This window comes from Streptomyces sp. NBC_01497, from assembly GCF_036250695.1.
GTDB lineage: Bacteria > Actinomycetota > Actinomycetes > Streptomycetales > Streptomycetaceae > Streptomyces.
Genome location: NZ_CP109427.1, coordinates 7,206,530 through 7,220,596 on the forward strand (window position 1 = coordinate 7,206,530; position 14,067 = coordinate 7,220,596).

Genomic DNA, 14,067 nt, shown 5'->3' on the forward strand with positions numbered 1-14,067 from the left:
AACGAAAGTAATACCATCCGTCGACCAACGAGGGCCACGGCCGTCTCAGGATCATGGATGAGGCTTTGCGAACGGCAGCGGGGCGCGGCGGCGGATGAGGGCCGGGACGTGTTGCGGCCGGGTGTCGGTCATGTCAAATCGCGCTCGTCAGCGCCCTGTTGACGTCGATGCGCGTGGCCCCGACGACCCCGGCCCGCCGCCACCCGACGCCGAGTGGCGGGCGTTGATATCCATGGGGCGTGTGAGACGTAAGGCTACGCGTGCGACGAAAGCGGTGTGTGCGATGAAGGCGACGCGTGCGATGAAAGCGATGTGTGCGACGAAAGCGGTGCGGGTGCCGTGGGTGCCGCGGGTAAATGCCGGCACCGTCCGTCACGTGAAAGCGAATGCGGAAATGCGGTGCCCCCTCACACCAGGGAGCGCGATGTCATGCCGACTTCTTCGACGCCCCGTCAACAGTTCAAGGCACCGGTCCGTACGGAATGGCGGAGGGAGCCGGCTCCCGGAGCGGGCGCTTCGCGCGATGAGCCCCCGTGCCCCGTGCGATGAGCTCCCCGTGCGATGATCCGCGGCCGATCGCCGGACCCTCCCGCGCCCCGGGAACACGACCACCTTCCAAGATCCCTCCCACGCCGTGGATACGTCGCCGTGCGCTTGCCGCCGAGCCCTCGCCCGAACGCCTTCCCGACCTGGAATTCCTCTCCTCGGTCAGGGCCGCCCTGGAGAGGTACGCGCCGGGCGTGGCGCGAGGGACCGAGCTCAAGGGCAACTCCCTGAGCAGCCCCGACGGGTGGGCGATCGGTGTGATGCCGCCCCTGCACGGCGGGCCCCGCCACTACGACCTGATCGCCCTGCCGGACACCGGTCTCCAGCCCGACGTGCCGTGTTTCACGGACTGCGTCGTGGCGATCGGCGGGGATGCCGCCCAGGGCGGCGGACACGTGGGTGCAGACTGCCGGTGCGTGCCTGCTGGAGCTCCTGGAGCGGCGCCATCACTTCGCCGGCCATGCCGGCCCCGATGACGAACGCGGCATCCCCGGCCGGTACTGCGTCGCCTCCGGAGCCGTGGGTCTCGGCGTCGATGCCGCGGAGATCGTTCGCCTGCAGAAGTCCCTGGTCGAGGCGAACGTGTCCGGTGACGCGCCCCACCGGGATCGCGTAAGGCGGACTGCGCGACGCGCCCGGCAGGTCCGGACGCGGTGGCGTGCCGAGAACCGGGTTCACTCCCGGGACTCCGGCCCGTGGGGACGGCGCCGCCCCGGGCCCTTCGGATACGGACCTCGTCCGGGCCCCGCTTCGCGTTCACCGCTCGCGTCGCCGCTCCGTATGCGTCACCGGAGCGGCGGTCGGTCGCGGAGACGTCCTACGCCAGCAGCCCGACGAGCCGTTCGTGGACGCCGTCCTTGCCCTCCGCGCGGCTCGACACCAACTGCGCGCGGTCGTCCGGCTTCCGGGTGAGTACGTGGAGCCGGCCGTCGTGGCGGGCGAGCACCAGGTCGGTACTCTCACCGGCGATCTCGGCCGATCCCTGCGCGGTGTACCGGGTGACGGTGACCAGCGCGGAGCGGTCGGAGACACCGAGCACGGCGTCGATGTCCAGCGCCGGATCGGGGTCCGACGCCGTACCGCGGGGCAGCCAGTCGATGAGCATGTCGAGGCCGTCGTCGAGCTTGTACAGCCCGATCTGGTGGACGCCGAGTGCGTCGATGCGGATCATCAGGCAGATGTGTTCGGGCTGGGGGAGCAGCAGGATCCGCCACGGCTCTCCGGGACCCGAACCCGTGATGCGGGCGTCGAGCACACTCCTCGCCCGCTGCTGGAACGCCACCGCGATGCCCAGGTCCCCCCGTACCTGGACCTGGTCGGCAGTGGAGCCCGCCACCAGAAGCTGACGTGCTGTCAGCGAACGGACCGCCTCGGCCAGCACCTCGTCCGACGGCCGGGCCTCCAGGAAGTCCACCACGGCGTCCACAGCGGTGAGTTCGGCGATGGTGTACGCGCCGAGCAGTACCGGTCCGGTGTTCACCAGGTTCACCACGGCCGAGACCAGCCCTTCGGGCACGGCTGCCTCGCCGGCGCCCGTCGGCGCCGGGGTGTCGGGATGATCGTCGCTCATGGTGAGCCTCCCTTCCGCAGGATGTCCACTTCGGGCGGCCGGTGGTGTTCACGCAGCACCGCGGCGGCGCCGCTCGACGGTGTTTCCGTGATCCACACCTCGGAGTTGCCGAACAGGCCCCGGCCGGACCTGCCGGGCAGCGTCTCGCCCAGCTCACTTGTCAGGTCCGCCCGTTCCGGGGGCGGGAAGCGGGCCGCCAGATCCTGGGACATGGACGTGACGTCGTCGTCCTTCTCGATCCGGTGCAGCGCCTGGGCCAGTGCCCGGGCGACCGGCGGGGTCAGGGACGTGGGCAGGGCGAGGTTGGGGGACAGGTACATCGGGCGCCGTTCCGTCATCCGGGACAGGCCCCAGGGGCCGACGTTGCTGCGGGTGACGCGGTACACCACGTAGTCCATGAGGTGGCGGAAATCGCTCACACTGGGCAGCTTGCTCTGGCCGAAGGCGGCCGGTGTCTTCTCCAGTTGCACCCACGTGCCCTGTGCCGTGCGGCCGTGCAGTTTCTCCCGTACGACATGGCCGCGCATCCCGATGTCGGGATAGACGCTCTTGTCGATGTCGTGGTGGTGGCTGGAGATACGGGGGTGGCTGACCTTGGCGAACCGCCACTCCTCGTACAGCCGGGGATCGTCGACCAGTACGTGGCCCCCGCACAGCACGTCGTGCAGTTGCGGCACCTGCAGGCCGTTGCGCTCCAGGTCGGCGATGATGACGGCTTCCTCGGGGCTGAGGCGCTCGGCGGCCTCCAGCAGCCCCTTCCGGTACGCACCGGCGCGGGCCGTGATCTCGATCATGAGGCGGACCCGGGTGCGTACCGTGTCGGCCCGCCGGGCGCGCGCGGCACCGGCAGGTGTCCCGCCGGGCGGCCCGGCGTGCGCCTTGAACGCGAAGGGGTGCTTTCGGTCCACCCGGCCAGTACAGCACGGGAGGCAGTCACGCGCTTCCCGCGCCGGTGGGGGCCGGTACGGGCAGCCGGTGGGTGCGCCGCGCGCCTCGCCGGGCCGTTGCGGCCGGGCCCGGCGCGCCGCGGGGGCCGGTGGGACGCGATCGTCGACGGTTCACTCCCGGAACGCGCCACCGGCAGTGCCCTCCGTTCGGAGGACGGCCGGTGTGACCCGGCTCGTGGCGCGGTGGCCCGGCGCCCCGCGGCTGCCGGCTCGGCGACGCCGTCCCTCCCGGTGCCCCTTCCACGGCACGCGACGGACCGTGGAAGGGGGGAGAAGCCCGCGCACTCAGCGGCCCGTCCCGCGCGTCACTCGGCGCCGATCACCACCTCGCTCATGCCCCCGTCCTCGCGCCAGCGTTCGAGCAGGGCGTGGAAGGCGACCGGGCCGTCGCTGAAGGACTCCCGCCGCTCCCTGGGCCGGCCCTCGTTGTTGTAGTAGCCGGGAGTGCACTCGGCCTGGAAGGCGTACAGGTCCGGCGCCTTCGCGCGGATCGCGGCCACCCAGGCGGACTCGGCAGCCTCGGTCGGTTCTACGTAACGGGCCCCGCGCTTACGGGCCTCCCGGACGACCTCGGCGACGTGGACGGCCTGTTCGTCGAGGATGTGCACGTAGTTGACGGCGCTGGCGTTCTGCAGCGGGCCGAGCTGGAAGAGGTTCGGAAAGCCGTGGCTGTAGAAGCCGTGCAGGGTCTTTGGCCCGTCGCGCCACGCCTCGGCGAGGCTCACGCCGTCCCGGCCGTACACGGGCAGCCGCCCCGAGAGGATCCCCGACACACCGACCTCGAAACCGGTCGCGAAGATGATGCAGTCGACCGGGTACTCGGTGCCTCCGACGACGACGGAGTCCTCGGTGATCCGCTCGACGCCGTGGCTGTCGGCCGTGTCGACGAGGCTCACGTTGGGCCGGTTGAACGTCTGGAGATAGGAGTCGCTGAACGTCGGCCGCTTGCACATGTAGCGGTACCACGGTGTGAGTGCCGCGGCCGTCGCCGGGTCCTCGACGACGCTCTCGACGCGGGAGCGGATCTCGTTCATCTTCTGGAAGTCGGCGAGTTCGTAGAGGCGTTCGCGCTCCTCCCGCGGCACGTCCGTGTACGCGTCGCTCGGGACGAGCTTCTGCTGCAGCCGTGCGGTGCTGGTCCAGCCGTCGGACACCAGGTCCTCGTCCACCCGGCCGCCGGTGACGAGCCTGAGGAAGTTGTCCCGGCGACGCCGCTGCCAGCCGGGGGTCAGCGACGCGGCGAGCGCGGGGTCGGTCGGGTGGTTGCCGCGCACGTCGACCGAGGACGGGGTCCGCTGGAAGACGTAGAGGTGCCCGGCGTCCGCGCCGAGGTGCGGGACACACTGGATCGCTGTCGCACCGGTTCCGACGAGCGCCACCCGCTTGCCGGTGAGCCCGCGGAGGTCCCCGTCCGCACTGCCGCCGGTGTACGCGTAGTCCCAGCGGCTGGTGTGGAACGTGTGACCCGTGAAGGTCTCGATCCCGGGGATGCCGGGGAGTTTGGCCTGACTCAGGGTCCCACTGGAGATGACCACATGGCGTGCGCGAATGCGGTCTCCCCGGTCCGTGGCGACGAGCCATTCCCACGCCTCGTCGTCCCACCGCAGTTCCGTCACCCGGGTCTGGAAGCAGGCGTCGCGGTAGAGGCCGAAGTGGTGTCCGATGGCGCGGGCGTGCTGCCGTATCTCCTCGCCCGGCGCGTACTTCCACTTCGGGAGGTAACCGACCTCCTCCAGCAGGGGCATGTAGATGTACGACTCGATGTCGCAGTGGATCCCCGGGTACCGGTTCCAGTACCAGGTCCCGCCGAAGTCGCTCGCCTTGTCGATCACCCGGATCGACTCCACACCGGCCTGGCGCAGCCGCGCTCCGGCGAGCAGACCGCCGAAGCCGCCGCCGACGACCACCACGTCGACGCGGTCGTCCAGTGGTTCCCGCGGTGCCGTCCGCTCCGCGTACGGGTCGTCGGCGTAGTAGCCGAACTCCCCCTCCGTGCGCCGGTACTGGCCACTTCCCTCCGGGCGGATCCGGCGGTCGCGCTCCGCGCGGTAGCGGGCGCGCAGAGCCTCCGGGTCGAGGTCCGGGTAGTGCGGATCCCGCGGAACCGGGTCCGGGCCCAGGCCCGGGCGCGGGGAGTCGGGGGACGAAGCGTGGGGGGCGGACATGGGTGTCCTCTTCCTCTGCGAAGAACGGTGGCCGGGTGCCGTGCCGTGGGCTGGGGACCGGGGCGTTGGTCGCTCCGCCGTGCCGTGCGCCGGCGGTGCCGGCGGCGGTGCCGCCGGCGCACCCTGGCGACGCGGCGGCCGTGCCGGAGATCCCCGGTGGAGACCGGTGGAGACCGGTGGAGACCGGTGGAGGACGTCCGCGGCCGGAGGTGTCGCCGCGCTGCGAGGGCCTGCCGCCGGCCCGGGCATGGGGGCCGGTCACCCTCTGTCCGACCCCGGTGTCCATCGCGCCTCCATGCCGGCCTGCTCACGGAACCCGTGCGCCTGCCGGAGTGTCCGGCGGCGTGCGGAGCCAGCCTCACAGAATGATTCCCACCGTGCAAGTTTGCGCAATGGGCAAATATCCCGTTCTCGCGTATGCTCACCCGCGATGACAACCGGCCTGCGCGAACGCAAGAAGGCGGCGACCCGCCAGGCGCTGCACGCCGCCGCCGTGGACCTGGCGATGCGGCACGGCGTCGAGAACCTCACGGTCGAGGCCATCGCCGACGCCGCCACCGTGTCCCGGCGCACCTTCTCCAACTACTTCGCCAGCAAGGAGCAGGCACTGCTGCACGGCGACAGGTCACGCACGGTCCGCCTCGTCGAACTCCTCCGTGCCCGCCCCGAGCAGGAGAGCCTGATGACCGCGCTCATCGGGGCGGCGGAGGCCTACTCGGCCGAGTACGACGCCGAGCCTTCGCTGGAGCAGTCCTACCGGGCCCTGCGCCTCCACCCCGCACTGCTCCCCGAGCTGGTCGCCACCTACGCGGCCGGCGAACAGGAACTCGCCGCCGTCATCGAGCGGCGCCTGCCCGCGGAGCCGGACAACCCGCTGCGCGCCTGGGTCCTCGCCGCGACCTTCCTCGCGTGCCTGCGCGTCGTGGGGCAGGCGGCCCTGGAGAACGGCGCCGAGCAGAACATGGTGGACCTCGTCCGCCAGGCCCTCGCCATCACGCGTGAGGGCTTTCGCTGAGGGGCCGAATCGTTCGGGTCGCGGCGGGGGGCGGCAGGTCCGAGAAGCCGCGGTGGCGGGGACCTGGAAACCCTGCGACGGCCCCGGCCCACCCCGCGCGTGCCAGGCCGAGCGGGCGGCGCGTTCGGCGGAGCGGGATGCCGCCCCGTGTAGCGTGTTCCCCCGTGTCAGCCTCCCGCCCGCACCGTGTCGCCGTACTCGTGCTTGAGGGCGCGAAGCCGCTCGATGTCGGCATCCCCGCACAGGTGTTCACGACGCGCGCGAGCATGCCGTACGAGGTGCGGGTCTGCGGCGCGGCACCCGGTCTCGTGACCGGCGGTGACGGCCTGTCGTACCACGTCGCCCACGGACTCGACGCGCTCGGATGGGCCGACATCGTCTTCATCCCCGGCTACCGCCACCCGGACCGCGACGATCCGCCCACGGCCGTCACCGACGCGCTGATCGCGGCCCACGCCGGGGGCGCCCGGCTCGCCGCCATCTCGACCGGCGCCTTCGCGCTCGCCGCCACCGGGCTGCTCGACGGCAAGCGCGCCACGACGCACTGGCACTACACGCGGGCGCTCGCGGCGAAGCATCCGCTCGTCAAGGTCGACGAGAACGTCCTCTTCGTCGACGAGGGCAGTGTGCTGACGTCGGCCGGCGCCGCGTCCGGAATCGACCTGTGCCTGCACATCCTGCGCGGCGACCTCGGGGTGGCCGCGTCGAACCACGCGGCCCGGCGCCTGGTGGCCGCTCCCTACCGCAGTGGCGGTCAGGCGCAGTACGTGCCGCGCAGCGTGCCGGAACAACTCGGTGAGCGGTTCGCCGGCACCCGCGAGTGGGCGCTGCACCGGCTCGGCGAGCCCCTGAGCCTCCAGCTGCTGGCCCGGCACGCGGCGGTGGCGCCGCGCACGTTCTCACGGCGCTTCGTCGAGGACACCGGGTACACGCCGATGCAGTGGGTGATGCGCGCGCGTATCGACGTGGCCCGTGAACTGCTGGAGCGTTCGGGCCGCAGCGTCGAGCAGATCGCCGGGGACGTCGGCCTCGGCACGGGTGCGAACCTGCGGCTGCACTTCCAGCGGATCCTCGGCACCACGCCGAGCGAGTACCGGCGCACGTTCGCCAGCGGCGAGTAGCCCGCGCGCTCGCCGGGCGAGATCCTTTCGAACCGTGGCGCTCACACCGCTGTCCCCGAGGGAGAGTGCGCGCGAGCATGGACAGTGAACGGAAGGGACACACTCATGACTCGCATCGCCATCAACGGCTTCGGTCGCATCGGACGCAATGTGCTGCGCGCGCTTCTGGAGCGCGACAGCGACCTCCAGGTCGTCGCCGTCAACGACCTCACGGAACCCACCGCCCTCGCGCGTCTGCTCGCCTACGACTCGACGGCCGGCCGGCTCGGCCGGCCGGTGACCGTCGACGGGGACACCCTCGTCGTCGGAACACACCGCATCAAGGTGCTCGCCGAGCGCGAACCGGCCCAACTGCCGTGGGCCGAGCTCAACGTGGACCTCGTGCTTGAGGCGACCGGCCGCTTCACGTCGGCCAAGGCCGCCCGCGCACACCTCGACGCGGGCGCGCGGAAGGTCCTCGTCAGCGCCCCGTCGGACGGCGCCGACGTGACACTCGCTTTCGGCGTGAACACCGACGCGTACGACCCGGCGGTGCACACCATCGTCTCGAACGCGTCGTGCACGACGAACGCGCTCGCGCCGCTGGCCTCGGTGCTCGACCGGTTCGCCGGCATCGAGCACGGCTTCATGACGACGGTGCACGCCTACACGCAGGAGCAGAACCTGCAGGACGGTCCGCACCGTGACCCGCGCCGCGCCCGCGCCGCCGGGGTCAACATCGTGCCGACCACGACGGGTGCCGCCAAGGCCATCGGCCACGTGCTGCCGAACCTGGAGGGCAAGCTGTCGGGCGACTCGATCCGCGTACCGGTCCCGGTGGGTTCGATCGTCGAACTCAACACCACCGTCAGCCGCGACGTGACGTGCGAGGACGTGCAGGAGGCGTACCGCGCCGCCGCCCAGGGGCCGCTCGCCGGCATCCTGGAGTACTCCGAGGAACCGCTCGTGTCGTCCGACATCACGGGCAACCCGGCCTCGGCGATCTTCGACTCGGCCCTCACCCGTGTCGACGGACGCCACGTCAAGGTGGTCGCCTGGTACGACAACGAGTGGGGCTTCTCGAACCGCGTGGTCGACACGCTCCAGCTCCTCGCCGCCGGCTGACCGTCCGGGCCGCTCCGGCGGCTCTGGACAGCCGGAAGCGGCCGGGTCGTGCGGACGACCGGGCCGCTCATGGCGACGGCGGCGCGATGGCGGGGGCGCGGGAACCGACGGTTCCGGTGCCCCGACGGGGGCCCGCCGCCGGCCTGCCGTCCGGGATCAGCCGCTGACGACCGCGCCGAGCTGACGTACGGTCTCCGCGATGGCCTCGCCACCGCGGGACAGGTAGCGCCGGGGGTCGCTCGCGGCGGGATCGGCCGCCAGCGCGTCGCGGACCGCGCGGGTGAAGGCGATGCCGAGCGCGGTGCCGATGTTGACCTTGGCGATGCCGGCCGCGACGGCCCGGCGCAGTTCGTCGTCGGCGACACCGGACGAACCGTGCAGGACCAGGGGTACGGGCACGGCCTCCCGCAGGCGCCCGATCAGCGCGTGATCCAGCGTCGCCGAGCGCTCCGTCATGGCGTGGCTGCTGCCGACCGCGACAGCCAGGGCGTCGACACCGGTGTCGGCCACGTAGCGTGCCGCCTCCTCGGGGTCGGTGCGCACACCGGCCGCGTGCGCGCTGGCCGGGGCGCCCGGCTTGCCTCCCACGTAGCCGAGTTCGGCCTCCAGCCACAGTCCGGCGCCGTGCGCCCAGCGCGCCGCGGCGGACGTGGCGGCGAGGTTCTCGGCGTACGGCTGGGCGCCCGCGTCGAACATCGCGGAGGAGAACCCGGCGTCGGCCGCCTTGTGCAGCAGCTCGATGTCCGTGACGTGGTCCAGGTGCAGTGCGACGTCGCCGCCGCCGGCGCGGGCGGCCTCGGCGGCGGCCCGCGCGATCGGCGCGACCTGCCCGCCGTGGAACCGTACGGCGTTCTCGCTGATCTGCAGGATCACCGGGATGCCCGCTGCCGCGGCGCCCGCGGTGACCGCCTCGGCGTACTCCAGCGTGATCACGTTGAACGCCGCGACGGCCCGCCGTTCGGCGGCGGCCGCCGCGACGAGTTCTCGCGTGGATACCAAGGACATCGGTTGTTTCCCTTCGCTTGTGTGGTCGGCCCGCCGCGTGGGAGCGGCCGGTACGGATGACGCACATCCGTACCGGCCGGTCCCTGGGTGGAGGCGGTCAGGTCTTCTGGACGACCGGGACGCTGTCCGGGATGTCGGCCTGCGCTCCCGGGGCCACGGGGTCCTCCCCGCCCTTCTCGTCGCTGTAGACCATCAGGGTCGAGCCGACGAGGGCCAGCACGATGCCGATGGTGCCCCACACACTGGGCAGGGTCTGGTAGACCGCCAGTGACAGCACGATCGTCAGGACCGGGGCCAGCGCGTTGGTGACGGGAGCCACCACGGAGGCCTTGCCGCGGCTGAGTGCCATGACGAGGAACAGCGCGCCGACCGCGTTGAGGACCTGTGTGACGGCGGTGAGCGCCGGGGCCTGCCAGGGGGCACCGGAGGGGAAGCCGCCCATCATCACGAAGGCCACCGGCACCAGCAGCAGGCCGCTGATGGTCATCCAGCCGAAGGTCGTCGCGTCGTTGACGCCGATGAGCGCCGCCTTGCGCATGCAGAAGGCCTGAGCGCCCCAGGCCACGCATATCAGGATGGCCAGCAGCAGCCACGGGCCGTGCGAGTTCGAGCTCCCGCCGCCGCCGGGGATGCTCAGCAGCACGATGGCGGCCAGCGCCGCGACCACGCCCAGGACAGCGAGCTTGGCGATCCGCTCACGCAGCAGGGCCGTCGCCATGAGCACGGTGATCACGGGGGAGAGGGAGACCACGGGGAAGATCAGGTACGCCGGGCCGTCGGCTAGGGCCTTGAACAGCAGCAGCTGTCCGCCGGCTCCGGTCAGTCCGGCGAGCAGGCCCCACAGCGCTGCCGAGGGCCGCCGGTCGAACCGCTTGCCCCGCATCGCGAAGTACGCGGGGATCAGCATGGTGAAGGCCCAGATGACGTAGATCATCTCGTTGGGGTACCCGTACCGGGTGTTCGGCTGGCTGGAGAAGGCACCCCAGACACCCCAGAAGACAACCAGCAGGGTCGCGTAGAGCATCCAGCCCTTTTTGGCGTTGAGCATCAGTGGTCCTCTCCCGAGGCAGGGGGCACCGGGGCTGTGCGCAAAGCGTCGAGCGCGTTCCGGTCCAGTGGGGTTCCAGCGAGTTTCGCCGCGTAGAGCGCGGCGCCGATGACCGGTTCGTACAGCGGGTGCCGCAGCTCGTAGCCGGTGGTGCGGTGAGCCTTCAGCGCCGTGGTGAACGCCTCCAGGACCGCGGTGGCGGCGAAGGTGCCGCCGGAGTAGGAGACCGGCACGGTCTCGTCCGGGGCGAACCCCAGCCGCTCACGGGTGACGTCGACGAGCAGGGCGAGTTCCCGGCCGGCCTCGGTCAGGATCGCCGCGGCGCTCTCGTCACCGAGAGCGGCGGCCTCGGCGACCTGGCGGCTGAGCGCGGCGATCTGGCCGCGGTTGCCCTTCCAGCGGTTGTAGACGACATCGATAACGTCGAGGTCGGACCCCGTGTCGAGGTGCTGGCGGAGTACTCCGGCCAGCGGGCCCTCGGGCAGTCGGCCGTCGCTCATCCGGGAGAAGGCCGCCAGGCCGCGGATCGCGATCCAGTAGGCGGACCCCTCGTCGCCGAACAGCTCGCCCCACCCGCCGATGCGCACCCCTCGGCCGAGCCGCTCGCCGTAGGTCATCGAGCCGGTTCCGCTGATCACGTTGATGCCGTCGACGGCGCCCAGCGAGCCGGCCCAGCCGCAGACCATGTCGTTGTCGCACGCGTAGCGGTCGTGTCCCAGCACCGCTCGCGGAGCTGCGTCCAGGACGGGGACGTCACCGGACGACTCGCCGTAGCCGGGAATGGCGAAGAACGCGTAGTCGATCTCCGCCGGAGCGAGCCCGGCCGCGTCGCAGACCTTGTCCACGCCCTCTTTCAGGACGCGTCCGACCAGCTCGATACCCTCCGAGAAGTAGTACGAACTTGCCGCCGTCGCCCGCCCGCGCACCTGACCGTACCGGTCGACCAGGCAGAACGCGGTCTTTGTACCCCCGCCATCGACACCCAGGAACATCGTTGTACCTCCGTCCGGCGTCCGTGTTCGACGCCGTCTAGCCGACTTACTCAGTTGTGCAGGGAGTGCAGGATCACGCCCTGCACCACCCGGTTGACTTCACCCGAGGGGAACGGATTGTCCGGTCGGATTCCCCGGCCCAGCGACGAGCGCAGGGCCAGAAGCTGGGCGCACACCACGGCGGGCAGGGCCAGGGCGACATCGTCGACGCCTTCGAGGTCCGGCAGCAGCCAGGTGTCGGCGCTGCCCGCCTGCGATGGGGTGCGGGGGCCGGCGGAGACTGTCACGACGCTGCCGGGCGCGAGGCCCGCGCGCAGCTCGGCGACGATGTCCTGGTCGTACTGGCGGGTGTACGGGTCGTTCGACACGTACACGACGACGGCCGTTTGTCCGTTAAGTACCGCCTTGGGCCCGTGTCGGAAGCCTAGTGACGATTCGGACATGGCCACGACAGCACCGCCAGTGAGTTCGAGCACCTTCAGCGCCGACTCCTCGGCGAGGCCCTTGAGCGCCCCGCTGCCCAGGAAGACGAGGCGCTCGGGGGCGCGGTCGACCAGAGCGGCGATGGTGCGCTCGACACCGGCGTCCTCAAGGACCCACTCGGCGGCGCGCGCCAGGCGCTCGGCGATGCCACCGGGGGCCTCGCCGCCCAGGGCGAGCAGCGCCGCGAGCGTCATGCAGGTGAAGCTCGACGTCATGGCGAAGCCCTGGTCGTTCGACGCGGCGGGCATCAGCAGCACGCGTGAGTTCGGCCGGTCGGCGTGGTTGCGCGCCAGGCTGCCCTGCGGGTTGCAGGTGATCACGAGGTGGTGCACATCGGAGAGCACCTGGTCGGCCAGGTCGGTGGCGGCCACGCTCTCGGGACTGTCGCCCGACCTCGCGAAGGACACCAGCAGTGTGGGTACGTCCGCCGCGAGGCACCCGCGGGGGTCGGCGACGAGATCCGTGGTGGACACCGCGTCGACGCGCCGTCCCAGACGCCGCCCCAGTGCGCTCTGCAGCACCCGGCCGGCGAACGCGGAGGTACCCGCGCCGGTGAGCACGACGCGCAGGTCCGCGCGGGCCGTCAGCGGGAGCAGGAACGCGTCCAGCGACGGCCGGGCCTGGGCGACGATCCGGTCGACCTCCCGCCACAGGGCGGGCTGCTGGGCGATCTCGCGGACGGTGTTGGCGGCCCCGTTGTCGACGGGCAGGCTGCCGGAAAGGGAAGTCACGCGCACTCCTTGTGATTCGGGTCGCAGGCCTGGCCGTAGTCGCGAAGGACATCGCGGACGTGGTCCACGGCCAGGTCTCGGGGGCCGGCGGCGATCTCTCCGCGGCGGACGCGGGCGTACTGGTTCGGAAGGTGGGCGCTCAGCAGCGGCAGCGGGATCTCCAGCGCCGCGAGGTTGTCCAGCAGCCGGGTCTGGGCCGCGGCGATCTCGGCGTCGGGCCAGTAGTAGCGCAGCCGGTCGCTGAAGCTGTAGCGGCGGGCGAGGCGCTGTTCGTCCGCGCTGCCCGGGTAGTAGCCCTCCCACATGGCCGGTTCGGCGAGCATCCGCCGCTCGACGACCTCGGGCAGGCGTGAGCGGTCGGCGGCCGGCACCAGCTCGTCCTCGATCGCGGCGAGCGCGAACAGCGCCTCACGCAGGGCGAAGGTGAGCCCGGGGCCGACCTTGAGGACCGCCCAGTGGTCCTCGACCAGCGCGGTGAGCGCCTCGGGCCTCTGGTAGTCGGTCGAGTGCGCCTCGAAGACCATCGCGGGTTCGTCGTCGAGGACCCGGCGCAGTTCGGCCGTCCCCTCCCGCCGGTAGTCGACGACCCGCAGGTGGTCGAACTCCACCGCGGGCTGGACGACCAGGGCCATCACCCGCGGCCAGACGCCGGTGATGCCGTGTGCGGCGAACGCCTTCCGGTGCTCCTCCAGGGTGGTGCGCGCGGCCTCCGCCGTGGTGGGGGCGAGGACGCCGAGGTCCTCGTGCGCGCCGCCCGGGGTCGGGACCTCGGTCCCGATCACGTAGCGGATGCGCTCGGCCTCCCGCTCGCCCACGGTGTCCTCGGCGGCGCGGATCATCCGCGCGGCGCGCTCGGCGACCACGTCGTCGGTCAGCGGGGCGGGGTCTCCGGCGCAGGGGAAGCTGCAGTCGAGGTGGATCTTGGTGAAGCCGGCCGCGGCGTAGGCGGCGACCAGGGCGCACGCCCGCTCCATCGCCTCGTCGGGCGACAGGGCGCGCCACCGGTTCGGGCCGAGGTGATCGCCACCGAGGATCACCCGGTCCAGTGGCAGACCATGGTCGGCCGCGATGCCGTGCACGAGGTCCCGGAAGTCGGCGGGTCGCATACCCGTGTAACCGCCGTACTGGTCGACCTGGTTGGAGGTCGCCTCGACCAGCGCGTCGCCGCCGCTGTCGAGTGCCTGCACCACGGCCGCCTCGATGACCAGCGGGTGGGCCGAACACACGGAGGTGATGCCCTGCGGCCGTCCCGCCTTCTGGTGCTCGACCACTTTGTCCAGTGGACTGCGCATAGCGCGCTCCTCGCCTTCTCTTGCCACGTTCTGGGCGCATTTGACCGC

11 protein-coding genes are annotated in these 14,067 nt (G+C 71.8%); 3 read left to right on the forward strand and 8 right to left on the reverse strand.

What is annotated here, in order from left to right:
- Window positions 1-1,363: 1,363 nt before the first annotated feature.
- From OG310_RS30555 to OG310_RS30565, 3 genes are all read right to left on the reverse strand, one after another.
- A complete protein-coding gene (locus OG310_RS30555; protein WP_329459062.1) occupies window positions 1,364-2,116 on the reverse strand; it encodes a hypothetical protein in 753 nt (250 codons plus the stop codon).
- Window positions 2,113-3,024 carry a hypothetical protein gene (locus tag OG310_RS30560; protein WP_329459063.1) on the reverse strand — a complete coding sequence of 304 codons (912 nt, stop codon included), beginning with the start codon at window positions 3,022-3,024 and terminating at the stop codon, window positions 2,113-2,115. Before OG310_RS30560 ends, OG310_RS30555 begins: the two co-directional genes overlap by 4 nt.
- Window positions 3,025-3,368: 344 nt before the next feature.
- On the reverse strand, window positions 3,369-5,228 hold the full coding sequence (locus OG310_RS30565; RefSeq protein ID WP_329459064.1) for a flavin-containing monooxygenase: 1,860 nt from the start codon (window positions 5,226-5,228) through the stop codon (window positions 3,369-3,371).
- Window positions 5,229-5,658: 430 nt separating this feature from the next.
- Here OG310_RS30565 and OG310_RS30570 point away from each other — a divergent pair, with 430 nt between their 5' ends.
- The 3 genes from OG310_RS30570 to gap all read left to right on the forward strand — a co-directional run bounded on the left by OG310_RS30570 (window position 5,659) and on the right by gap (window position 8,468).
- Complete coding sequence (locus tag OG310_RS30570; protein WP_329459065.1) at window positions 5,659-6,243, forward strand: TetR/AcrR family transcriptional regulator; 585 nt, start codon at window positions 5,659-5,661, stop codon at window positions 6,241-6,243.
- Between the two features lie 137 nt (window positions 6,244-6,380).
- The gene (locus OG310_RS30575) at window positions 6,381-7,364 is read left to right on the forward strand and encodes a GlxA family transcriptional regulator (RefSeq protein ID WP_329459066.1); all 984 of its coding nucleotides are present in this window, start codon (window positions 6,381-6,383) and stop codon (window positions 7,362-7,364) included.
- A 105-nt stretch (window positions 7,365-7,469) separates the two neighbouring features.
- Window positions 7,470-8,468: a type I glyceraldehyde-3-phosphate dehydrogenase gene (gene gap, locus OG310_RS30580; RefSeq protein ID WP_329459067.1), complete on the forward strand. Its 999-nt coding sequence runs from the start codon at window positions 7,470-7,472 to the stop codon at window positions 8,466-8,468.
- Window positions 8,469-8,624: 156 nt separating this feature from the next.
- Here gap and OG310_RS30585 read toward each other — a convergent pair whose 3' ends face one another.
- From OG310_RS30585 to OG310_RS30605, 5 genes are all read right to left on the reverse strand, one after another.
- Window positions 8,625-9,473 carry a class II fructose-bisphosphate aldolase gene (locus OG310_RS30585; RefSeq protein ID WP_329459068.1) on the reverse strand — a complete coding sequence of 283 codons (849 nt, stop codon included), beginning with the start codon at window positions 9,471-9,473 and terminating at the stop codon, window positions 8,625-8,627.
- 97 nt (window positions 9,474-9,570) lie between these two features.
- The gene (locus OG310_RS30590; protein WP_329459069.1) at window positions 9,571-10,521 is read right to left on the reverse strand and encodes a DMT family transporter; all 951 of its coding nucleotides are present in this window, start codon (window positions 10,519-10,521) and stop codon (window positions 9,571-9,573) included.
- Window positions 10,521-11,513 carry a BadF/BadG/BcrA/BcrD ATPase family protein gene (locus OG310_RS30595; protein ID WP_329459070.1) on the reverse strand — a complete coding sequence of 331 codons (993 nt, stop codon included), beginning with the start codon at window positions 11,511-11,513 and terminating at the stop codon, window positions 10,521-10,523. Before OG310_RS30595 ends, OG310_RS30590 begins: the two co-directional genes overlap by 1 nt.
- A 50-nt stretch (window positions 11,514-11,563) precedes the next feature.
- Entirely contained in the window at window positions 11,564-12,727 is a 1,164-nt protein-coding gene (locus OG310_RS30600; RefSeq protein WP_329459071.1) for an SIS domain-containing protein, read from the reverse strand.
- The gene (locus OG310_RS30605) at window positions 12,724-14,019 is read right to left on the reverse strand and encodes a D-tagatose-bisphosphate aldolase, class II, non-catalytic subunit (RefSeq protein WP_329459072.1); all 1,296 of its coding nucleotides are present in this window, start codon (window positions 14,017-14,019) and stop codon (window positions 12,724-12,726) included. Before OG310_RS30605 ends, OG310_RS30600 begins: the two co-directional genes overlap by 4 nt.
- Between the last annotated feature and the right edge of the window lie 48 nt (window positions 14,020-14,067).